At 68.5% G+C, this 21,379-nt stretch carries 21 protein-coding genes; 6 read left to right on the top strand and 15 right to left on the bottom strand.

Annotated elements, in window-relative coordinates:
• Positions 1–6: 6 nt before the first annotated feature.
• The 7 genes from AC3WOH_RS23565 to AC3WOH_RS23535 form a co-directional block, all read right to left on the bottom strand.
• Positions 7–630, bottom strand: coding sequence for a TRAP transporter small permease (locus AC3WOH_RS23565; protein WP_492231754.1), 624 nt, complete (start codon positions 628–630; stop codon positions 7–9).
• 127 nt (positions 631–757) lie between these two features.
• Entirely contained in the window at positions 758–2,074 is a 1,317-nt protein-coding gene (locus AC3WOH_RS23560) for an FAD-dependent oxidoreductase (RefSeq protein WP_492231753.1), read from the bottom strand.
• Positions 2,071–2,337, bottom strand: a complete 267-nt coding sequence (locus AC3WOH_RS23555; RefSeq protein WP_492231752.1) for a (2Fe-2S)-binding protein — start codon at positions 2,335–2,337, stop codon at positions 2,071–2,073. The genes AC3WOH_RS23560 and AC3WOH_RS23555 overlap by 4 nt, the downstream gene beginning before the upstream one ends.
• Complete coding sequence (locus AC3WOH_RS23550) at positions 2,334–3,455, bottom strand: NAD(P)/FAD-dependent oxidoreductase (RefSeq protein ID WP_492231751.1); 1,122 nt, start codon at positions 3,453–3,455, stop codon at positions 2,334–2,336. The genes AC3WOH_RS23555 and AC3WOH_RS23550 overlap by 4 nt, the downstream gene beginning before the upstream one ends.
• 4 nt (positions 3,456–3,459) lie before the next feature.
• Positions 3,460–4,398 carry a 4-hydroxyproline epimerase gene (locus AC3WOH_RS23545; protein WP_492231839.1) on the bottom strand — a complete coding sequence of 313 codons (939 nt, stop codon included), beginning with the start codon at positions 4,396–4,398 and terminating at the stop codon, positions 3,460–3,462.
• Positions 4,399–4,467: 69 nt separating this feature from the next.
• On the bottom strand, positions 4,468–5,610 hold the full coding sequence (locus AC3WOH_RS23540) for a branched-chain amino acid ABC transporter substrate-binding protein (protein ID WP_492231750.1): 1,143 nt from the start codon (positions 5,608–5,610) through the stop codon (positions 4,468–4,470).
• A gap of 48 nt (positions 5,611–5,658) precedes the next feature.
• Positions 5,659–6,573, bottom strand: coding sequence for a dihydrodipicolinate synthase family protein (locus AC3WOH_RS23535; RefSeq protein ID WP_184863702.1), 915 nt, complete (start codon positions 6,571–6,573; stop codon positions 5,659–5,661).
• A gap of 465 nt (positions 6,574–7,038) precedes the next feature.
• Here AC3WOH_RS23535 and alaS point away from each other — a divergent pair, with 465 nt between their 5' ends.
• Positions 7,039–9,672, top strand: a complete 2,634-nt coding sequence (alaS, locus tag AC3WOH_RS23530) for an alanine--tRNA ligase (protein ID WP_492231749.1) — start codon at positions 7,039–7,041, stop codon at positions 9,670–9,672.
• Positions 9,673–9,725: 53 nt separating this feature from the next.
• Positions 9,726–10,658 carry a dienelactone hydrolase family protein gene (locus AC3WOH_RS23525; protein WP_492231748.1) on the top strand — a complete coding sequence of 311 codons (933 nt, stop codon included), beginning with the start codon at positions 9,726–9,728 and terminating at the stop codon, positions 10,656–10,658.
• Between the two features lie 39 nt (positions 10,659–10,697).
• Here the strand turns inward: AC3WOH_RS23525 and AC3WOH_RS23520 are convergent, their stop codons facing one another.
• The 5 genes from AC3WOH_RS23520 to AC3WOH_RS23500 all read right to left on the bottom strand — a co-directional run bounded on the left by AC3WOH_RS23520 (position 10,698) and on the right by AC3WOH_RS23500 (position 15,615).
• A complete protein-coding gene (locus AC3WOH_RS23520; protein WP_492231747.1) occupies positions 10,698–11,744 on the bottom strand; it encodes a GGDEF domain-containing protein in 1,047 nt (348 codons plus the stop codon).
• Positions 11,745–11,780: 36 nt separating this feature from the next.
• Entirely contained in the window at positions 11,781–12,590 is an 810-nt protein-coding gene (trmB, locus tag AC3WOH_RS23515; RefSeq protein WP_492231746.1) for a tRNA (guanosine(46)-N7)-methyltransferase TrmB, read from the bottom strand.
• Entirely contained in the window at positions 12,548–13,465 is a 918-nt protein-coding gene (gene gluQRS / locus AC3WOH_RS23510) for a tRNA glutamyl-Q(34) synthetase GluQRS (protein WP_492231745.1), read from the bottom strand. Before gluQRS ends, trmB begins: the two co-directional genes overlap by 43 nt.
• Positions 13,462–14,466, bottom strand: a complete 1,005-nt coding sequence (locus tag AC3WOH_RS23505) for an NAD(P)/FAD-dependent oxidoreductase (RefSeq protein ID WP_492231838.1) — start codon at positions 14,464–14,466, stop codon at positions 13,462–13,464. The genes gluQRS and AC3WOH_RS23505 overlap by 4 nt, the downstream gene beginning before the upstream one ends.
• Positions 14,467–14,676: 210 nt before the next feature.
• Entirely contained in the window at positions 14,677–15,615 is a 939-nt protein-coding gene (locus AC3WOH_RS23500) for a LysR family transcriptional regulator (protein WP_184863687.1), read from the bottom strand.
• A 105-nt stretch (positions 15,616–15,720) separates the two neighbouring features.
• On the opposite strand from AC3WOH_RS23500, the gene AC3WOH_RS23495 reads away from it, so the two are divergent.
• The 4 genes from AC3WOH_RS23495 (at position 15,721) to AC3WOH_RS23480 (ending at position 18,477) form a co-directional block, all read left to right on the top strand.
• Positions 15,721–16,422: a pirin family protein gene (locus tag AC3WOH_RS23495; RefSeq protein WP_492231743.1), complete on the top strand. Its 702-nt coding sequence runs from the start codon at positions 15,721–15,723 to the stop codon at positions 16,420–16,422.
• Positions 16,423–16,481: 59 nt separating this feature from the next.
• Positions 16,482–16,895, top strand: a complete 414-nt coding sequence (locus AC3WOH_RS23490) for a DoxX family protein (protein ID WP_492231742.1) — start codon at positions 16,482–16,484, stop codon at positions 16,893–16,895.
• Positions 16,896–16,946: 51 nt separating this feature from the next.
• Positions 16,947–17,504: a flavodoxin family protein gene (locus AC3WOH_RS23485; protein WP_492231741.1), complete on the top strand. Its 558-nt coding sequence runs from the start codon at positions 16,947–16,949 to the stop codon at positions 17,502–17,504.
• 76 nt (positions 17,505–17,580) lie between these two features.
• Complete coding sequence (locus tag AC3WOH_RS23480) at positions 17,581–18,477, top strand: pirin family protein (RefSeq protein ID WP_492231740.1); 897 nt, start codon at positions 17,581–17,583, stop codon at positions 18,475–18,477.
• Between the two features lies 1 nt (position 18,478).
• Here the strand turns inward: AC3WOH_RS23480 and AC3WOH_RS23475 are convergent, their stop codons facing one another.
• From AC3WOH_RS23475 to AC3WOH_RS23465, 3 genes are all read right to left on the bottom strand, one after another.
• Positions 18,479–19,225: a sulfurtransferase gene (locus tag AC3WOH_RS23475; protein WP_492231739.1), complete on the bottom strand. Its 747-nt coding sequence runs from the start codon at positions 19,223–19,225 to the stop codon at positions 18,479–18,481.
• Between the two features lie 284 nt (positions 19,226–19,509).
• Positions 19,510–20,364, bottom strand: a complete 855-nt coding sequence (locus AC3WOH_RS23470) for a MinD/ParA family protein (RefSeq protein WP_492231737.1) — start codon at positions 20,362–20,364, stop codon at positions 19,510–19,512.
• A gap of 10 nt (positions 20,365–20,374) precedes the next feature.
• Complete coding sequence (locus tag AC3WOH_RS23465) at positions 20,375–21,142, bottom strand: GGDEF domain-containing protein (RefSeq protein ID WP_184863674.1); 768 nt, start codon at positions 21,140–21,142, stop codon at positions 20,375–20,377.
• Positions 21,143–21,379 lie beyond the last annotated feature (237 nt).

Below are 21,379 nucleotides of genomic sequence, written 5' to 3'. Positions count from 1 at the left end.
CCGGGGTCAGTTCACGGCGTCGGCGTTGACCACGTCGAAGCCGGGGTGCGTGCGCCGCTCGGCCGCACCCAGGTCTTCGAGCAGGTTGGCCAGCGCATGCACGCTGAAGGTGGCCGAGAAGACCGGCAGGATCAGCTGCAGCACCCAGGTGGGCCAGTTGAGCGTCTGCGTGCGCTCGGTGTAGAGGAAATTGAAGCTCTCGGCCGCGTACTCCTTGGCATCGAAACCGTAGCGTGCGATGCCGATGGGGTCCATCCACAGCCAGCACATCCACAGCATGGCCGCGCCGAAGGCCGTCACGCCCAGGGTGGCCACCGACTTGGCGACCCGTGCGCCGCGCGCGCCCAACTGGTCGGTGAGCATGGTCACGGCGAAGTCCATGCGCAGCCGCGTCATGACCGAGGCACCCACAAAGGTCAGCCACACCACCGTGTACACCGCCGCCTCGTCGACCCAGTAGATGGGCATGCCGGTGTAGCGCGTCACCACATTGAGCAGGATCAGCAGGATCAACAGCGCCATCAGGGCCGTCAGCGCATGGCGTTCCATGCGCAGCAGCCAGCCGGAGAAATCCAGCAGCCAGCGCACGGGCGCGCGCGGGGAGGCGGGGAGGGTGAAATCAGTGGCCATGGCGTCGGTTTGTTGTGGATGCTTGTGAACGGGAGACCGGAACGGGTGCGATAAATATGCTGCTGATATATGTAGAAGCAAAATGGATGCCGGGCCTGGGGGCGTAAGCGCCCACCAAGGGCGTGCGTCAGCCCGGCGGGTCGCCGCCAGGGGCCGCGGCGAGCGTGGCGATGCGTGCTGGTGCGAGCAGGTGGCGCGCTGGCGCCGGTGTCCAGCCGAAGAGTTGCTGCGTGGCGGCCCCGCAGATGCGGCCCTGGCAGGCGCCCATGCCGCAGCGCGTGTGCAGCTTGGCGTCGATCCAGCCGCCGCAGCCGGCCAGCGCTGCATGGGGTACGTCTTCGCAGCGGCACACCAGCGTGTCTGGGCGTGCCAGGGTTTTCAGGGACTCGTCCAGTGCGAAGGAATGCTGCAGCGCCCGGGCAAAGCCTTCCCAGCGGCGCAGCGTGGCCTGCAGCGCGTGCACCGGCGTGGTGTCAGCCGCAGCGGCATGGCCGGCGAGGGCGCCCTGCGCCAGTGCACGCTCGCTGCCGCCAAAGCCCGTGCATTCGCCGGCTGCGTAGACATTGGCCACGCTGGTGCGCATCTGGGCATCGACCTGCAGGCCCAGGCCATGGCTCAGTGGCCCGCCCAAAGCGCAGCCCAGCATCTGCGCGAGGTGGGTGTTGGGCACCAGGCCGAAGCCGCAGGCCAGGCGCTCGCAGGCGATGCTTTCCTCGCCCGAGGGCATGCGCAGGCGCACGGCTTGCACCTGGCCATCGCCCTGGGCTTCGAGCACATGGCTGCCTGCGCGCAGTTGCGGCTGCAGCAGCGTGAGCGCCTGCACGGCCTTGGCGGGCCAGCGCGGCAGTTGCGCAGCAAAGCCCGCGAGTGCGCGCCAGCCCGCCTGCTCGGCCACGCGCACCACCTGGGCGCCCGCCTTGGCGGCGGTGGCGGCCGCCGCCAGCAGCAGCGGGCCGGTGCCTGCGACCACGATGCGCTGGCCCTTCACCGGCAGACCGGCTTTGACCAGGGCCTGCAGGCCGCCCGCGCCGGTCACGCCCGGCAGCGTCCAGCCCGGAAAAGGCAGCAGCAGCTCGCGCGCGCCGGTGCACAGGATGAGGCTGTGGCTGTGCTGGGCCCAGCCACGCTCGGCATCTTCGAGCAGCAGGGTGGGGGCCTCGCCATGGGCTGGCGCATCGCCCAGGCTTACCACGCGCGTGCCGAGCAGCAGGGTGATGTTGGCGTGCCGGGCCAGCGCCTCGCGGTGCGCGCGGGCCAGCGGGGGCAGGCTGGCGCCCGGGCCATCGCGCCAGATCTGACCACCGGCCTCGGGGTTGTCGTCCACGAGGGTGATGGCTGCGCCGCTGGGGGCGGCGGCCAGCGCCGCCGCCATGCCCGCAGGGCCGGCGCCGATGATGAGGATGTCGCAGCGCGTGGGCGCCTGGAGTGGAGTGCAAGCGGTCATGGCCTGGGGGCTCCGGTATCGGTATGGACCTGCATGCCCTCGGTGCACAGGGTCTGGCAGGCCAGGCGCACGTGGCCGTCGATGCGCACGCGGCACTCATGGCACACGCCCATGCCGCACAGCGGTGCGCGCGGCTGGCCGGTGACGGAGGTGCGTGTGCGCCCGGGCGGCACCTGGGCCAGCGCGGCCGCCACGCTGGTGCCGCTGGCGACCTGCAGGCGCACGCCATCGGCATGGATCTGGAGGGTGGGGGCGGTGCTCATGCCGGGGTACCCAGGTCGAAGCGGTCGGGGGAATAGGGCGCCGGGTCCAGTGGCGGCGTGGCGCCCGTGATCTGCGCGGCCAGCAGCTGGGCCGTGGCCGGCGCCGTGGTCACGCCCAGGCCTTCGTGGCCCACGGCCAGCCACAGGTCGCTGTGGTGGGGGTGGCGGCCGATGAGGGGCAGACCATCGGGCGTGGCCGCGCGAAAGCCGGTCCAGGTGCGGAGGGCGTTGAGCTCGGCCAGGCCCGGCACATACGCCAGCGCGCGCTGCAGCATGCGTGCCAGCACCGCGTTGTCGATGGCCGGGTCGGTGGTGTCGAACTGGCGCGAGGAGCCAATGAGCAACTGCCCCGTGGGCCGCGGCTGCAGGTTGAAGGCGACCGAGGTGCCATCGCTCTGGTGCGCGTTGATGATGTAGCCCAGCTCCACCAACTGGTGGCGCACGGTGCCGGGGTAGCGGTCGGTGATGGCCAGGTGCCCCTTCTTGGGGCGTATCGGCAGGCCGGGGCACAGGTCGGTGGCGTGGATGCCCGCGGCCAGCAGCACGGTGCCGCCCTCGCGCACGCTGCCATCGACCAGGTGCACACGCCGGCCCTCGATGCGCTCCACCTGGGCATGTTCGACGGTGATGGGCCGGGCCGCGTGCGCGAGCAACCATTGCGCGGCATTGGGCGCATAGACCACGCTGTCGCCACCCACCTTGAGCGCGCCGTGCAGGCCGGGGCGCAGTGCCGGCTCCAGCCGGGCCAGTGTGGCGGCGTCCAGCAGTTCGCAGGCAATGCCGTGCGCACGCAGGCCCGCGGCCTTGGCTTCTGCGCCAGCCATTTCCTCGGCGTTGGCAGCGATCCAGAGCGTGCCGCAGTTGGAATACGCGCAGCCCGGCAGGTCGGCATTCATGCGCGGGCCCCAGATGTGCCATTGTTCCAATGAGGCCTGGCTCAGCGCCAGCTCGGCGGCGTTGTCGTCCATCACCACCAGGTGGCCCATGCCGGCCTGCGTGGCGCCGCCGCGGCGCGCATCGAGCACCAGAACCGACAGGCCGGCGTTGGCCAGCAGGTGGGCGCAGGCCGCGCCCACCATGCCGGCACCGACGACGATCACATCCGCAGCTTGTAGCATGGCCTTAGAGACGGATGCCCCAGGCAAACGGGTCGTCCTGTGCAATCAGCAACGTGGCCTCGGCGCTCATGTGGGCACTGCCGCGCAGGGTGGGGATGATGCGGCCCGGCGTGGCATCGGGCTGGTAGCTGGCCTCGAAGCTGCTGCCGATGATGCTGGCCTGGCGCCACACCTGGCCGGGCTGAAGCTTGCCGTCTGCCGCCAGGCAGGCCAGCTTGGCACTGGTGCCCGTGCCGCAGGGCGAGCGGTCGTAGGCGCGGCCCGGGCAGAGTACGAAGTTGCGGCTGTCGGCCACCTCGTCATCGGCAAACAGTTCGATGTGGTCGATCTCGCCACCGTTGTCGCCGCGGATGCCCTGGTCCTTCAGGGCCTGCTGGATGGCACAGGTGTAGTCGGTCAGGGCCTGCAGGTTGTCGCTGGCCACGCGCTGGCCATGCTCGCTCATCAAAAAGAACCAGTTGCCGCCCCAGGCCACGTCGCCCGTGACGGTGCCGATGCCCGGCACCGTGAGCGACAGGCCCTGGTGCAGCCGGTAGGCCGGCACATTGCGCACGCTGACCGAACCATCTTCGTGCAGCGTGGTCGTCACCGTGCCCACGGGCGTCTCGATGCCATGCTCGCCCGGTTGGATGCGGCCCAGGTAGGCCAGCGAGGCCACCAGGCCGATGGTGCCGTGGCCGCACATGCCCAGGTACCCGGTGTTGTTGAAGAAGATCACGCCCGCCGCGTTGGCCGGGTCCTGTGGAGTGCACAGCAAGGCCCCCACGATCACGTCGTTGCCGCGCGGCTCCAGCACCGTGGCGGCGCGCCAGGCATCGTGCTGGCTGGCCAGCAGCGCGCGGCGCTCGGCCATGCTGCCTGCACCCAGGTCGGGAAAGCCGCCGACCACAAGGCGCGTGGGTTCCCCCCCGGTGTGGGAGTCGAGGATCTGGATGCGTTGCATGGCGCGGTTGGGGGTCATGGTCAGTCGCTGAGGGTTGGATGCGGGGATCGTAGCGATCCCCGCGCGGTGTCAATAGCTGGCGAGGGGGACGGGGGCCGTGTTCTTGAAGGTCAGCACCGTGATCGGCGCCTGTTTGAGGTTGCCCTTGTCGTCGTAGGCGTAGGTGCCGGCCACGCCCTGGTGGCTCAGCTGGCCCATCTGTGCGCCGACCTTGGCGGGGTCGGTGGACTGAGCCTTCTGCATGGCCTCTGCCATGAACATCACCTGGTCGTAGTACGAGGCCGCATAGGCATCGGCGTCCTGCTTGAAGCGTGCCTTGTATTTGGCCTTGAAGGCCGGGCCCGCGGCCACCTTGTCGAGCATGGTGCCGCCCTGGGCGCAGACCACGGTGTCGTTGACGGCCTCGCCGCCGAGCTTGCCGACCTCGGGGCTGCACAGGGTGTCGCCACCCAGCAGCTTGGCCGTCAGTCCCAGCTGCTTCATCTGCCGCGCCATGGGCGCGGCCTGCGGGGCGTAGCCGCCGAAGAAGATGGCCTCGGGCTGCTTGCCCTTGAGGCTGGTGAGGATGGACAGGAAGTCCGTGGACTTGTCGGTGGTGAATTCCTGGCCCACCACCGTGAGGCCCTGCTTCTTCGCCTCCTTGCTGAACTGCTCGGCCACGCCCTGGCCGAAGGCGGTGCGGTCGTCGATCACGGCGACCTGCCTGACCTTGAGTTCCTTGGCCGCATACACGGCCATGTTCGAGCCGATCTGGGTGTCGCTGGCGATGATGCGAAACAGGTTCTTGTAGCCGTTCTCGGTCACCTTGGGGTTGGTGCCCACGGTGGACACCATGGCCCCGCCCTCGTTGTAGACGCGCGAGGCCGGAATGGCCACGCCCGAGCAGTACGGGCCCATGACGAACTTCACGCCGCTGTCCACGAGCTTTTGCGCCACGCTCACGCCGGTGCGGGCGTCGCACTGGTCGTCTTCCGAGACCAACTCGAACTTGAGGGTCTTGCCCCCCACCACGATCTTCTTGGCGTTGAGCTCCTCCACGGCCAGGCGCACGCCGTTCTCGTTGTCCTTGCCCGCGAACGCGTTGGGGCCGGACAGCGGGCCGCTGTGGCCGATCTTGACCACCTGCTCCTGCGCGGATGCCGGGGCCGACAGCAGCGCCAATGCGGCTGCGAGCGCCACGGGGGTCATGAATCCAGTCGATGTACCTGTCATGGGAAGCCTTTTCGATGAAGGGGAGGGGGGTGAGGGGACAGCCGGCGCTCAGGCGACCGACTGGTACTCGGTGGGGCGCGTCTCCAGCGCCTTTTTCACGATGCGCTCGACGAAGGCACGCTCCTCGCCGATCAGCGGCAGGCGCGGGCGGCGCATGTGTTCGGTGCCTACGCCCACCAGCAGGTCGATGAGCTTGAGGTTCTGCACCAGCTTGGTCGACACATCGAGGTGCAGCATGGGCGTCATCCACTGGTAGAGCTTGAGTGCCTCGGCAAAGCGGCCGGCCTTCATCAGGTCGTACAGCGCCACGGTCTCGCGCGGGAAGGCGCAGCCCACACCGGCCAGCAGGCCATCGCAGCCCAGGGCCAGGCCTTCGTAGGCCAGGTCGTCCACGCCCAGGAAGAGCTGGTAGCGGTCGCCCACGGTGTTGCGCAGGTCGGTGATGCGGCGGATGTTGTCCGTGCTCTCCTTGATGGCGGCGATCCACTCGCAGTCGGCCAGCTCCAGCATGTGTTCGGGCTTGAGGTCCACGCGGTAGGCCACCGGGTTGTTGTAGACCATGAGCGGCTTTTGCGCCGCCTTGGCCATGGCGCGCACATTGGCCATGGCCTCGCGCGCATCGGCCACGTAGATCACCGAGGGCATCACCATGTAGCCGGCCACGCCCAGCTTGTTGCCGCCATCGATGTAGCGCAGCGCCTCGCGGGTGCTGGTTTCCGACACGTTGGCCAGCACGGGGATGCGGCCGTCGGCGGCTTCCAGCGCGATCTTGGCGACCTGCAGCTTTTCTTCCAGCGTGAGGGTGCTGGCCTCGCCCAGCGAGCCGCAGGTCACCAGGCCGTGGATGCCGTTGCGGATCTGGAAGTCGATGTGGCGCGCCGTGCCTTCGGCATCGATGCTCTCATCGGCGTGGAACTTGGTGGTGATGGCGGGGAAGATGCCTTGCCAGCGGGGATTGCTCATGGATGGACTCCTGGGAAAAAAGAGGAAGGACAAAGAACGGGAAGAAAGCTGATGCGAGAGGGTTAATAAATATATTAAGAAAATATTTGAAATATCTTGTCAGGGTATTTAGCAGCTTGCGTGCCAGCCAGGTTTGCGCTTGGAGGTGCAAAAAGCCCTCAAAAGACGGGATTCCCGGGAGCGTTCGCCCCATTGCGGGGCAACCGGCACCATGCTGAAGCGCTGCAGGAGGGGCAGGGCATGCCGTTGCAGGCGCGGCTGGTGCAGGCCCGAATGCCGGGGGCGAAATGCCGCCGCAAGCTCCGCTGGCGCGCCCGCGCGACAGTGGCGTGCGGTGTCTCTGGGCCTGGCAGGCCGTTTCACCCCGCGGTCTCGATAGAATCGTGGGTTCTCCCCATAAACCGGGTGGCTGCGCCGCGTGCGCGAGGCCCCTCACTGATCCAGGCCTGTTGCCCCTTTTCGCACATGACCAACAACACCACGCCATCGTTCTCGGTTGCCGACATCCGCAAGTCCTTCCTGGACTTCTTTGCCTCCAAGGGCCACACCATCGTGGCCTCGAGCTCGCTGGTGCCCGGCAACGACCCCACGCTGATGTTCACCAACTCGGGCATGGTGCAGTTCAAGGACGTGTTCCTGGGCACGGACAAGCGCCCCTACAACCGCGCGGTGTCGGTGCAGGCCTGCCTGCGTGCCGGCGGCAAACACAACGACCTGGAGAACGTGGGCTACACCGCACGCCACCACACCTTCTTCGAGATGCTGGGCAACTGGAGCTTTGGCGACTACTTCAAGCGCGAGTCGCTCAAGTGGGCCTGGGAGTTGCTGACCACCGTGTACAAGCTGCCGGCCGAGCGCCTGCTGGCTACCGTGTACGAAGAGGACGACGAGGCCTACGACATCTGGACCAAGGAAATCGGCCTGCCGCCCGAGCGCGTGATCCGCATTGGCGACAACAAGGGCGGCCGCTACAAGTCCGACAACTTCTGGATGATGGCCGACACCGGCCCCTGCGGCCCCTGCAGCGAGATCTTCTACGACCACGGCGACCACATCCCCGGCGGCCCTCCAGGCAGCCCCGATGAAGACGGCGACCGCTTCATCGAGATCTGGAACAACGTGTTCATGCAGTTCGACATGGCCGAGGACGGCTCGGTCACGCCGCTGCCTGCGCCCTGTGTGGATACCGGCATGGGCCTGGAGCGCCTGGCCGCCATCCTGCAGCACGTGCACAGCAACTACGAGATCGACCTGTTCGACGCGCTGATCAAGGCCGCCGGCCGCGAAACCGGCGTGGCCGACCTGAACAACAAGAGCCTGCGCGTGATCGCCGACCACATCCGCGCCACCGCCTTCCTGGTGAGCGACGGCGTGATCCCGAGCAACGAAGGGCGCGGCTACGTGCAGCGCCGCATCGTGCGCCGCGCCATCCGCCATGGCTACAAGCTGGGCAAGAAGACCCCGTTCTTTCACAAATTGGTGGCCGAACTGGTGCGCCTGATGGGTGACGCCTATCCCAAGCTGCGCGAGCAGGAGCAGCGCATCACCGAAGTGCTCAAGGCCGAGGAAGAACGCTTCTTCGAGACCCTGGCCAACGGCATGGAAATCCTCGACGCCGCCCTGGCCGGCGGTGCCAAGGTGCTGCCTGGCGACGTGGCCTTCAAGCTGCACGACACCTATGGCTTCCCGCTGGACCTGACCAACGACGTCTGCCGTGAGCGCGATGTCGAAGTGGACGAAGCCGGCTTCAAGGTCGCCATGGAAAAGCAGAAGGCCCAGGCCCGTGCTGCCGGCAAGTTCAAGATGGACAAGGCCCTGGAGTACACGGGCGAGGTGAACCGCTTCACCGGCTACGAGCAACTGACCGAAAGCGCCAAGATCACCGCCATCTACGTGGACGGCACCAGCACCGCGGCCCTCAAGGCCGGCCAGAATGGCGTGGTGGTGCTCGACACCACCCCCTTCTATGCCGAAAGCGGCGGCCAGGTGGGTGACGAAGGCGTCATCACCAGCGGCTCGGCGCGCTTTGCGGTGGGCGATACGCTCAAGATCAAGGCCGACGTGTACGGCCACCACGGCACGCTCGAAGAGGGCACGCTGAATGTGGGCGACACGGTGCAGGCCGAGGTCAACACGGCCCTGCGCGCCGCCACGGTGCGCAACCACTCGGCCACCCACCTGATGCACAAGGCCCTGCGCGAAGTGCTGGGCAGCCATGTGCAGCAAAAGGGCAGCCTGGTGAACGCCGAGCGCACGCGCTTCGACTTTGCCCACAACGCGCCCGTGACCGATGCCCAGGTGCGCGAGATCGAGCGCCTGGTGAACGAGGAAGTGCTGGCCAACGTGCCCACCCAGGCGCGCGTGATGGACATCGAATCGGCCCAGAAGACCGGCGCCATGATGCTCTTCGGCGAGAAGTACGGCGAGACCGTGCGCGTGCTCGACATCGGCACCAGCCGCGAGCTGTGCGGTGGCACGCACGTGCAGCGCACGGGCGACATCGGCCTGTTCAAGGTGGTGGCCGAAGGTGGCGTGGCCGCTGGCGTGCGCCGCATCGAGGCCGTAACCGGCACGAATGCGCTGGCCTACCTGCAGCAGCTCGAAGACACCGTGACCCAGGCGGCCGGCAGCTTCAAGACCCCCGTGGCCGAGCTCAACAGCCGCATTGGCCAGACCCTGGACAGCATCAAGGCGCTGGAAAAGGAAATCGCCGCGCTCAAGGGCAAGCTGGCATCGAGCCAGGGCGACGAACTGGTGAACCAGGCGGTGGACGTGAACGGCATCAAGGTGCTGGCCGCGGCCCTGCCCGGTGCCGACGCCAAGGCCCTGCGCGACACCATGGACAAGCTCAAGGACAAGCTCAAGACCGCGGCCATCGTGCTGGCCGCCATCGACGGCGACAAGGTACAGATCGCTGCGGGCGTGACGGCCGACAGCGTGGGCAAGGTCAAGGCCGGCGAACTGGTCAACTTCGTGGCCCAGCAGGTCGGCGGCAAGGGCGGCGGCAAGCCCGACATGGCCATGGCCGGCGGCACCAACGCTGCGGGCGTGCCGGCCGCGCTGGCCAGCGTCGAGGCCTGGGTGCGCGAACGCGCCTGAGGCCACGGACCGGGCCAGGGCACGGACAGCAGGCACATCGAATGGGCCGCCCCGTGCCAACCCCTTTCATCGCGGCCTGGCGTGCGGGTGCACTGGGGCTGATCGGCCTGCTGGGGCTGGTATCGCCGGCCCGGGCGCAGCTTTCCCTGGAGGCGGTCGAGCGGGTGCAGTTTCCGGCGCCCGCCGGTGATTCCGGCGGCACCGTGAGCTTGCAGGCCTGGTGGTACCGCCCGCCGGCGGCGCTGGCCCCGGTGGGCGGCAAGGACGTCCTCAAGCCCCAGCCGGCCGTGCTGCTGCTGCACGGCTGTGGTGGCATGCTCAACCGGCGCGGCCAGCCGGCCGAGCGCATGCGCGAGTATGCGGCCCTGCTCAACGAGCAGGGCTGGCATGCGCTGGCCGTGGATTCCCTGACGCCGCGCGGCGAAAAAGAGCTGTGCACCCAGCGCGTGGGCACGCGCAAGATCAACCAAAACGACCGGCGGCGCGATGCCCTGGCCGCCCTGCAGTGGCTGGCGGCCCAGCCGGGCGTGGACGGCCAGCGCCTGGCGCTGCTGGGCTGGTCGCACGGCGGCAGTGCCGTGCTGGCCGCCAGCAACCTGCGCCATGCCGACGTGGCGGCCACCAAGGTGCTGCCGCGCCTGTCGGTGGCCTTCTACCCGGGCTGCGGCTCCGACCTGCGCGGCGGCTACCGGCCGGCGACCGACACGCTGATGCTGGTGGGCAAGGCGGACGACTGGACCCCCGCCGCCCCTTGCCAGGCCCTGGCCGCACCGCGCAGCGATGCCTCGGGCGGCCGCGAGGTGCGGGTCGTGGCCTACGACGGGGCCTACCACGGCTTCGACAGCACCGTGCCCTTGCGCCTGCGCACCGATGTGCCCAATGGGGTGTATCCGGGGCAGGGCGTGCATGTGGGCGGCCACCCGGTAGCGCGCGAGCAGTCGCGCAAGGAGTTGCTGGCGGCGTTGAACAAGGCGTTCAGCCGTTGATGCGTGCACCGGTCGCCTGTAGTGGGCCGGGCGGGTCGGTCAGAACAATTCGACGTCGTCGTTGGCGACTTTGGCGGTCAGGTGCCCGCCTGCCACCAGGTCTTCGTAGAAGCAGACCTGGTTGCGGCCATGCTCCTTGGCGTAGTAGAGCGCCTGGTCGGCTTGGCCCAGGATCTCGACCGGCGAGCCGCGCGAGGTGCCCACGAAGCCCAGGCTGACCGTTACCCGGCCCACCTGCGGAAAGTCGTACTCCTGCACGGTCTCGCGGAAGCGGTTGAACACCTTGTGCGCGCGTGCCAGCGTGATGTTGCGCAGCAGCACCACGAACTCCTCGCCACCGAAGCGGAAGATGCGGTCGTGCGAGCGGAACGAGCTGCGCAGGATGTTGGCGATCAGGATCAGCACCTCGTCGCCGTAGAGGTGGCCGAAGCGGTCGTTGACCAGCTTGAAATGGTCGATGTCCACCACGGCCAGCCAGTTCTGTGCGGGCTCGCTGTCGGTCGTCACTTCCTCGTTGACCAGCGCTTCGGCGCCCTGCGGGCGGCTGCTGCTCAGGCCGCTGGCGGCATTGCGCGAGAACTGCTCGTCGAAGGTCTTGCGGTTGAACAGGCCCGTGAGCGCGTCGCGCTCGCTGTAGTCCAGCAGGTTCTGGTAGTTCTGGTAGACCAGGAACACGCCCTTGATCACCTCGAGCTTGTGCGCCGAGAAGGGGCGCGACTGGGTGACTTCCAGGCAGGTGCTGACCTTCTCGTGCATCCACACCGGCAGCCAGAGCGTGTGGCGCCCGGGGCGGTGCGCCAGCGCGCTGTCGCCCTGGTTTTTCACACATTCGCACAGCTCGGAGTACTGCTCCAGCAGTTCGCGCCGCGGGTCGGCCGCGGCCTCGGAATCGGTGGAGACCAGTTGCCCCTCTTCGACCCAGGTGCGAGGCCGCACATGGGCCACGCCCTTGTCGGTGAACAGCTCCAGCGCCCGGACCGCCTTGATGCCGCTGAGCTTTTGCAAGGTGGAGAGCACCGACACCTCCAGCCGCAAGTGGTCGCGGTGGCCGGTCATTTCAACCAGGTGTTGCAGAATGGGCTTCATAGGCGGGGTGGTGGCGGTCCGGTAAAGGGGGCGCAGCTAGTTGCGCCGTACGAACACGATGTCCCAGACGCCATGCCCGAGGCGCAGGCCGCGGTTCTCGAACTTGGTCAGCGGGCGGTAGTCGGGCTGCGGTGCAAAGCCTTCGGCGGTATTGGCCAGCAGCGGCTCGGCACCCAGCACCTCCAGCATCTGCTGGGCGTAGGGTTCCCAGTCGGTGGCGCAGTGCAGGTAGCCGCCGGGCTTGAGCCGGGCGGCCAGCTTGGCCACCAGCGGCGGCTGGATCAGCCGGCGCTTGTTGTGCTTGGTCTTGTGCCAGGGGTCGGGAAAGAAGACATGCACGCCATCGAGGCTGGCCGGTGCCAGCATGTGGTCGATGACTTCCACGGCATCGTGCTGCAGGATGCGGATATTGCCGATCTCCTGTTCGCCGATGCGCTTGAGCAGGGCCCCCACGCCGGGCTCGTGCACTTCGCAGCACAGGAAATTGTCGTCCGGGCGCACGCGCGCGATATGCGCCGTGGCCTCGCCCATGCCGAAGCCGATCTCCAGGATCAGCGGGGCCGTGCGGCCGAAGGCGGCAGCGGCGTCGAGCGGGGCGGCGGCATAGGGCAGCAGGAAGCGCGGGCCCAGGTCTTCGAAGGCCTTGGCCTGGCCTGTGGTGGTGCGCCCAGCGCGGCGCACGAAGCTCTTGATGGTCTTGGGGTGGGTCACACCGGCGGGCACAGCGCCATCGCCGGGTTGCCGTGGCGCCTTGGCCGCGGGGGCCGCCTTGTCAGCGGCGGGAGAAAGGGGTTGCAGTTCGGTCACGATGGGCCATTGTAGTTTCTGGACCACGCTCTGACCCATTGCGCCAGCGCATCGCCACTGCAAGTGTTGTGTGGATGTGCCAGCGCAGGCAGGCCCAGGGCCCGTGCAGCCTGCTCCAGCGCCCGCACGGGCTGGCCCAGGTCCAGGGCCTGGGCGCCGTTCTGCTTGGACAGCTTTTCGCCATTGTCACCGCAGACCAAAGGGGTATGCAGGTACTGCGGCGTGGCCACGCCGAGCGCACGCTGCAGCAGGATCTGGCGCGGCGTGTTGTCGGCCAGGTCCTCCCCGCGCACGATGTGGGTGATGCCCTGGGCCGCGTCATCGACGACCACGGCCAGCTGGTACGCCCACAGGCCATCAGCGCGGCGCAGCACGAAGTCGCCGATGTCCGAGGCCACATCCTGCCGCTGGGCGCCCAGGCGCCGGTCGGTCCATTCCGTCGGGGGCAGCCCCGCCGGGACGCGAAAGCGCCAGGAGCGGCCTGCCCGCCCGTTCAGGCCATGGCGGCAGGTGCCGGGATAGGGCAGGGCCGCATGGCGCTCGCGCGCATGGCCGAGCGCGAGCTGGGCCTCCTCGATGTCCTTGCGCGAACAGGCGCAGGGGTAGGCAGCGCCCTCGGCCACCAGGTGGTCCAGGGCCTGCTGATAGATGGTGCCGCGTGCAGATTGCCACAGCGGCGGAGCGTCGGGCACCAGGCCGCAGGTGGCCAGTTGCTGCAGGATGAACTCGCCCGCGCCCGGGATGCAGCGCGGCGTGTCCACGTCCTCGATGCGCACCAGCCAGCGGCCTCCCGCAGCACGGGCATCGAGCCAGCTGGCCAGGGCGGCCACCAGCGAGCCCGCATGCAGCGGGCCCGTCGGCGAGGGGGCGAAACGACCGACATAGGTCCCCGCCGGGGCGCCACCTCCCGTCATGCCACGGCCAGGGCCAGCTCCAGTCCGGACACGAAGGCATCTTCGAGGCGGTGGCCCAGGCACCAGTCGCCGCAGGCGCCCAGTCCGGCCTGGGCATCCCACAGATGGCTGCGGCCCAGGGGGTGCGTGGTCTGCGCATAGCGCCAGCGCTGGGTCTGAGCGTGTGCAGGCTGGGCGCGGATGCCGGTCACCTCGGCAAAGGCCTTGATCAGCTTGGCCTGCACACGCTCGGCATCGTCTTCCAGGTGTTCGGCCGACCAAGCGGGGCTGGCCTGCACGGTCCAGCGCTCCACGCTGGGGCGGCCGGGCTTGGAGGATTCGCGCGCCAGCCAGGCAATGCGGTGGTGTGTGCTGCGTGCGGCATTCCACTGCGGTCCCAGCGTGGTCAGGCCGGGGCGCACGGCCTGCGGGTAGGCCAGCATCAGCGTCCAGCAGGGGGCGATGGCCACACTGGAGAGGGCCGGCGACAGACTGCTGTCGATCCCCGAGGTGGACAGCAAGGCCTGCGCGGGCGTGGCGGGCTGGGCCAGCAGTACGGCGTCGAAGCCGGCGTACACATGCTGGCCGCCATCGGGGTCTTCGGTGCGCAGCTGCCAGCCGGTGGCATTCAGGGCGTCGTGCTCGATGCGCGTGACGCGGGTGTGGGTGAGCAGCCGGCCGGCCTGGGCCAGCGGCTCGGCCCAGGCGGTGACCAGCGATTGCATGCCGGGGCTGGCGACCCAGTGGGCCTCGCGCGTGGGCAGGCCGGCGGCGGTCACGCGGCCGGCCGCGTCGAGCACACGCACGGAATTGGCGCTCCAGCGCTTGCACAGGCCGGGCACGGTGTCGATGGCGCGCGCAAAGCGGGCGTCGCGCACGGTGAAATACTGCACGCCGGCATCGAAGCCGCCGAAGGGCGAGTCGATGGTGGTCGTGCGCCCGCCGGCGGCGGCGGATTTTTCGAAGACGGTGACCTGGTGCCCTGCCTGTACCAGGGTGCGGGCACAGGCGATGCCGGCCATGCCGGCGCCGATGATGGCGAAATGCCGGGGAGATGGGGCGCCGGCAGCGGGTGAGGAGGAGGGGGTGGCTGCCTTGGCCGGGGCGGCTGCGGGGCGTCGGGGCCGTTTGGCGGGGCGGGAGATGGGTTTGCTCATGGGAGGCCTTTCGGGAACGGTTGGCTGAAAAACTCCGGCATGGACCACTCTACACGCCCGGCACAGGGCTGCGCATCAGAAATGATGGTGGTTTTCCAGCAGTGCGCGCCGCGTGGCAGGGCTTTGCAGCTGGTTGAGCCACCACTGCAGCGCGCGGCCGGGCGCGGTGAAGCCCGGGCCGCCCCAGGCATAGTTCACGCGCACCAGGCGTTCGGGCCGGGCCACCTTGCGCGCCACCAGGCGCCCGGCCTCCAGGTAGGGCCGGACCATGGGCTCGGGCAGGAAGCCGCCGCCCAGGCCACGCAGCTGGGCGCGCACCTTGGCCTGCATGGTGTCCACGGTGAGCACGTCCTGCCCGCCCAGCAGGCCCATGGTGGCGCCTCCGCGCAGGGCGGAGTCGGCCACGGCCACGGCGCGGTGCTGCAGCAGGGTCGCGTCGGTGATCGGCTCTGGTTCGTTGGCCAGGGGGTGGTGGGGCGCCACGACATAGATGAACAGCACGTCGCCCAGCGGCGCCTGCTGCAGGCCTGCCACGCTGGAGCCGGCAATGGTCACGCCGATGGCCAGGTCCGCCCGGCCCGAGGTCAGGGCCTCCAGCGTGCCGGTCATGATGCCGTCGCGCAGCTTCAGGCGCGTGGGCGGGGCCATGGCGTAGAAGGCGTCCACCAGCTCCATCATGGTGTGCGGCGAGATCGCGCCATCGACCGACAGCGTGAGCTGCGGCTCCCAGCCCGTGGCCACGCGGCGCACGCGGTGGGCCACGGCATCGATCTCCTGCAGCACGCGCGTGCCCTCGCGCAGCAGTTCCGCGCCTGCTTCGGTGGGGCGGGCCTGGCGCGCGCTGCGGTCAAAGAGCAGCACATCGAGCGCGTCTTCGATCTGGCGCACGCGGTAGGTCAGGGCGCTGGGTACCAGGCCGAGCTGCCGCGCCGCGGCGGCAAAGCTGCCGGCCTCGGCGATCACCTGCAGCATGGTCAGGCTGTCCGGGGTCAGCACATCGCGTGGGTTTTGCATGGTGTTGCCATGTTAATTCAATTTTTTTGAATCATGCCATCAATACGCCAGCCCCCGGTGCCCGGGGCAGAGGCCTACAGTCGAGTCTTGAAAGGGGCACACACCATGCTGACTGTTCGCAAATCCCAAGACCGCGGCTATGCCGACCATGGCTGGCTGCATTCGTACCACAGCTTCTCGTTCGCGGGCTACTACGATCCCGAGCACATGGGCTTTGGCAACCTGCGCGTGATCAACGAAGACCGCATCGCTGCGGGCATGGGCTTCGGCACCCATGGCCACCGCGACATGGAGATCATCAGCTACGTGCTGTCGGGCGAGCTGGCCCACAAGGACAGCATGGGCAACGTCAAGGGCATTCCGCCCGGCGACGTGCAGCGCATGAGCGCAGGCACGGGCGTGCAGCACAGCGAGTTCAACCACGCCGAGGGCCAGACCACGCATTTCCTGCAGATCTGGCTGCTGCCCGACGTGCAGGGCGTGGCGCCCGGCTACGAGCAAAAGACCTTTGCCGATGCCGAAAAGCGCGGCCGGTTGCGGCGCGTGGCATCGCCCGATGGCGCCGAGGGCTCCGTCCGGGTGAATGCCGACGCCACGCTCTATGCCGGCCTGATCGACGGCAGCGAGTCGGCGAGCCTGGTGCTCGACCCGGCGCGCAAGGCCTATGTGCACCTGGTGCGCGGCAGCCTGAAGGCCAATGGCCAGGCCCTGTCGGCAGGCGACGCTGCGCTGATCGAGCAGGAAACAGCCCTGGCACTGACTGAGGGCCAGGATGCCGAGGTGCTGGTATTCGATCTCGCACCCTGACCCGCTTTCTCCCATCCATCCATCCACCGCTTTTTACCTGTCACCTGAAGGAGTCCACCATGTTCAATTCCCTGCAAAACCCCCTGGCCCTGGCTTCGCGCCTGCTGCTGGCCGCTCTGTTCCTGCCCGCCGGTATCGGCAAGCTCACCGGCTTTGCCGGCACCGTGGGCTACATCAGCTCGGTCGGCCTGCCCATGCCCACCGTGGCCGCTGCGATTGCCGCTGCCGTGGAAGTGCTGGGCAGCCTGGCCCTGATCTTCGGCGTCGGTACCCGCTTTGCGGCCCTGGCCCTGGCGTTCTTCACGCTGGTGGCGAGCTTCTTCTTCCATGCCTACTGGGCCCTGCCGGCCGACAAGCAGATGATGCAGCAGCTGATGTTCTTCAAGAATGTGGGCGTCGTCGGCGGCCTGCTGGCCCTGGCCGCCTTCGGAGCCGGCGGCTGGAGCGTGGACGCGCGCCGTTCTTCGCGCTGAGGCCACCATCCTGCGGCATGATGGCGCTTTGAACTCTCAAGGAAACGCCGCATGCCGCACGTCGCTGTCGTCTACCACTCGGGCTATGGCCACACCCAGCGCATGGCCCAGGCCGTGGCCGATGGTGCGGGTGCCGAGCTGATCGCCATCGATGCGGACGGCAGCCTGCCCGAGGGCGGCTGGGAAACCCTGGCCGCCGCCAGCGCCATCATCTTCGGCTCGCCCACCTACATGGCCGGGCCGAGCTGGCAGTTCAAGCGCTTTGCCGACGCTTCGTCCAAGCCCTGGTTCAGCCAGGCCTGGAAGGACAAGCTGTTCGCCGGCTTTACCAACAGCGCCGCCACCAATGGCGACAAGCAGATCACGCTCGACTACCTGTTCCACCTGGCCATGCAGCATGGCGGCCTGTGGGTGGGGGCGGGCGTGCTGCCGTCCAACTCCAAGACCGCCACGCGCAACGACGTGAACTGGCTCGGTGCCTACAGCGGCGCCATGGCTCAGTCGCCGTCGGACGCTTCCGCGGGCGAGATGGCACGGGGCGATCTGGACACGGCCCGCGTGCTGGGACAGCGGGTGGCCGAACTGGCTGCCCGGTTCCAACCCAACTGACACCAACCCCACGATCACAGGAGTCCACCATGCAACGATGCCAACGCCTTTGCGCCTCCAGCGCTGGAGCACGCCCATGAGCGCCGTCCTGCGCCTGTCCGGCCATGCCAAGGACCTGGGGGGCGGCTTCACCGTGCGGCGCCTGCTGCCGGCCGTGCAGTGCCGCTCGGTCGGGCCGTTCATCTTCTTCGACCATTTCGGTCCGGTGACGGTGGAGCCTGGTGCCGCGCACGATGTGCGGCCCCATCCGCACATCGGCCTGGCCACGGTGACCTACCTGTTCTCGGGCGCCATCATGCACCGCGACAGCCTGGGCTATGTGCAGCAGATCGAGCCCGGCGCCATCAACTGGATGACGGCCGGCAACGGCATCGTGCACTCCGAGCGCCGGCCCGAGTCGCTGGCGGACCAGCCCTATGTGAACCATGGCATCCAGCTGTGGGCGGCCCTGCCGGTGGCGGCCGAGGAGGTTGACGCATCCTTCGTGCACACCCCGGCCGCGGCGATTCCCGAAGTGCGGGTGGGCGATGCCGTGGTGCGCGTGCTGATCGGCACGGCCTTTGGCCAGACCTCGCCCGTGGCGACCTATGCGCCCACGCTTTACCTGGACGTGCAACTGCCTGCGGGTGGTGTGCTGGAGCTGCCGCCGGCCCTGGCGCAGGAGATGGCGCTCTACCCGGTGGATGCTGCGCTGCTGCTCGATGGTGAGCCGCTGCCCGACCACACCCTGGCGGTGCTGCCCGCCGGTGCCGCTGCGCCTGTGCGGCTTCAGGCGGGCGAGCAGGCCGTGCGCCTGATGCTCATTGGCGGCGATGCGCTCGATGGCCCGCGCCACATGTGGTGGAACTTCGTCTCCAGCCGCAAGGAACGCATCGTGCAGGCCGCCGCGGACTGGGAGGCCGGCCGCATGACCTCCGTGCCCGGCGAGACCGAATTCATCCCGCTGCCGGAGCACCGCTTCCGCGCGGATTGAGTCAGGCCTTGGGTGGCGTATCGGTCGATAGGTCGGACGCCAGCACCCGGCGCTCGTCGAAGACGAAGCAGCCACCGTGGTAGTGCGCGCCATCGGTCTCCTCGAAATACTTGAGGATGCCGCCTTCGAGCTGGTAGACGTGGTCGAGGCCTTCCTCGCGCATGAGGATGGCCGCCTTCTCGCAGCGGATACCGCCGGTGCAGAAGCTCACCACGGTCTTGTCCGCGAGTTCGGCCTTGTGGGCGCGCAGGGCGGGGGGGAACTCGGTGAACTTGTCGATGCGCCAGTCGATGGCATGGTCGAACGTGCCCTCGTCCACCTCGAAGGCGTTGCGGGTATCGAGCGTCACCACTTCGCGGCCCTCATCGTCACGGCCCTGGGCCAGCCAGCGGTGCAGCGTGGCTGGCGTCACGGCCGGGGCGCGGCCGGTGGAGGGCTGGATGGTGGGGTGGTCCATGCGGATGATCTCGCGCTTGACCTTGACCAGCATCTTGCGAAACGGCACCGTGTCCGACCAGCTCTCCTTGGGCGCGAGGTCGGCAAAGCGTGCATCGCTGCGCATCGCATCGACGAAACCGCGCACGGCATCGGCCGGACCCGCCAGGAAGAAGTTGATGCCTTCCTCGGCCAGCAGGATGGTGCCCTTGAGCTGCGCGGCCACGGCACGCTCGTGCAGCAGGTCGCGCAGCGCCTGGGCATCGGGCAGGGGCACGAACTTGTAGCAGGAGATATTGAGGACGTCGTTCACGGGGATAGGCGCTGTTGCGCTCGCAAGGGCTGGGCAGAAAAGAAATGGCCCGCCCGGAGGCGGGCTCCGGGCGGGCATGATTGTCGCGCAAACCGGGCTGGTGGGCCGCTCGTATCAGCTATTCATTGCGCTGCGCGCCGCCCGCGACGCATGAAACTGGCGCGCCCAAGGCCAGTGCCCCCGCGCAAGGGCCGCCCCGCCGCGCTGGGGGCGTCCCCCTCCCAGATTGCGAAGCAATATGAGAGAGGGGTGAAGGCGCGAAGCGACTCAGGGGGTGTTTTACTTCAGGCTGCAGGGGCGAGCAGCGTGGTCTCGATCTTGTTGGCCAGCTGGGCGATGGCCAGTGCCGCCGGGCAGCCCGGTGTCTGCAGCAGCAGCAACTGGCGGCGCATCACCGCGTCGCGCACCGACGGGTCGGCCGGGATGTCGCCCATGTGGATCAGGCGCACGCCACGGCCGGTCTCGGTGCTCACGAAGCGGTCCAGCACCTGCTGCAGCTGCCCGGTGATGGCCCGGCCGTCGCCCGGGCGGGCCGCCTGGTTGATCACCATGCGCACATGCTGGCGCTTTTGCTGCATGGCCAGCACCTTGATGGCGGCATAGGCATCGGTCAGCGAGGTCGGCTCGGGCGTGGCCACGATCAGCACCTCGGAGGCCAGCGAAATCGAGAACAGCACCACGTCGGAGATGCCGGCACCGGTGTCCAGCAGGATCACGTCGTAGTTGGGCGCGATCGCCTGGATCACGTTGAGGAACTGGTTGCGCACCTCGGGCGTGAGGCGCGAGTACTCCACCATGCCCGAACCGGCGAGCAGCACGGAAAAGCCGCCGGGCGCCTGGATGACGGCATCCTCCAGCAGGGCCTTGCCGGTGAACACGTCGTGCAGCGTGATCTTGGGGTGCAGGTTGAGCACCACGTCCAGGTTGGCCAGGCCCAGGTCGGCGTCAAGCACCAGCACGCGCTGGCCACGGCGCGTGAGGGCTGCCGCGAGGTTGGCCGACACGAAGGTCTTGCCCACGCCGCCCTTGCCGCTGGTGATGGCAATGATGCGCGCACCGGTGGCCGCCGCGCCGGGTGGCAGCGCGGGCGAGGGTGGGGCGTCGGAGGATGTGGGTGGGGGGGACAGCGCGTCGCTCATCTTCTAACTTTCAGTTGGCGCTGCCTGTTGTGTCCAGCGGGGGCAGGTCACCCCAGCCCGAGGGGGTGTACAAGGGGCCGAACAACAGGCTCTTTTCTTCGGCACTGACGGTGCTGTCGGGCTGCTCTTCGATGCTCACCCGGTTGCGACCCGACGATTTGGCCTGGTAGAGCTGGTGGTCGGCACGGTCGGTCCACAGCAGGGTGGTCGAGCGGATCCACTGCAGGGCGAAGGCCCCGCCGATGCTGACCGTGACGTTCAGCTCCACGGAGGGCGAGATCCTGACGGGGGTGTTGGCCACGGCGCGGCGGATGCGCTCGGCCACCACCTTGCCAAAGGCGGCCTGGCAGGCGGGCAGCACCACGGCGAACTCCTCGCCGCCGTAGCGCGCCAGGGTGTCCATGGGGCGCACGCAGGCGCTCAGGGTGCGCGCCACCGACTGCAGCACCACGTCGCCCGCCAGGTGGCCATGGGTGTCGTTGACGGCCTTGAAATGGTCGATGTCCAGCATCAGCAGCAGGGCGGCCTCGCCAGACCGGGTCACGCGGTCGATTTCGCGCTCGAGCACGGCGCGGAAATGCCGGCGGTTGGCCAGCCCGGTCAGGGGGTCCTTGAGGGAGAGCTCGCACAGGCCGTCGATCAGGCCTTGGAGGTAGCGGGACGGCGCTTCGCGTTGCAGGGACGCTTCGCTGCCGATTGCCTGCGCCACGAGCGCGTGTGCAATGTCCAGGCGCAGATCGCGCAGGTCTACGAGATGGGAGGCCGCAGAGTCAGACACAAATGGATTAGGCAGAGTTCATTGAGTGTAGCAGCGGATAGGGATTGCAGATGGTTATGGATAGCTGCAAGAACGTGTTTACGGCTTTTTCAGGGCCGCGCAAGAGCCTTGCCGGGATGGGATGCAAGGCGCGGTGCGCAGTTGATAGCCCGGCTACCAACAAGCGCCGCAACGCCGCAGACCGCCCGGCAAGGCACTTGCCCGAAGGGTTGGGGCGAAATCGGGCGATTGGACGCC

The sequence above is a fragment of the Acidovorax sp. FW305-C-20-28 genome, assembly GCF_058783375.1.
Note: the sequence above shows the minus strand (reverse complement) of the source record. Positions and strands in the feature narration are given on the sequence as shown.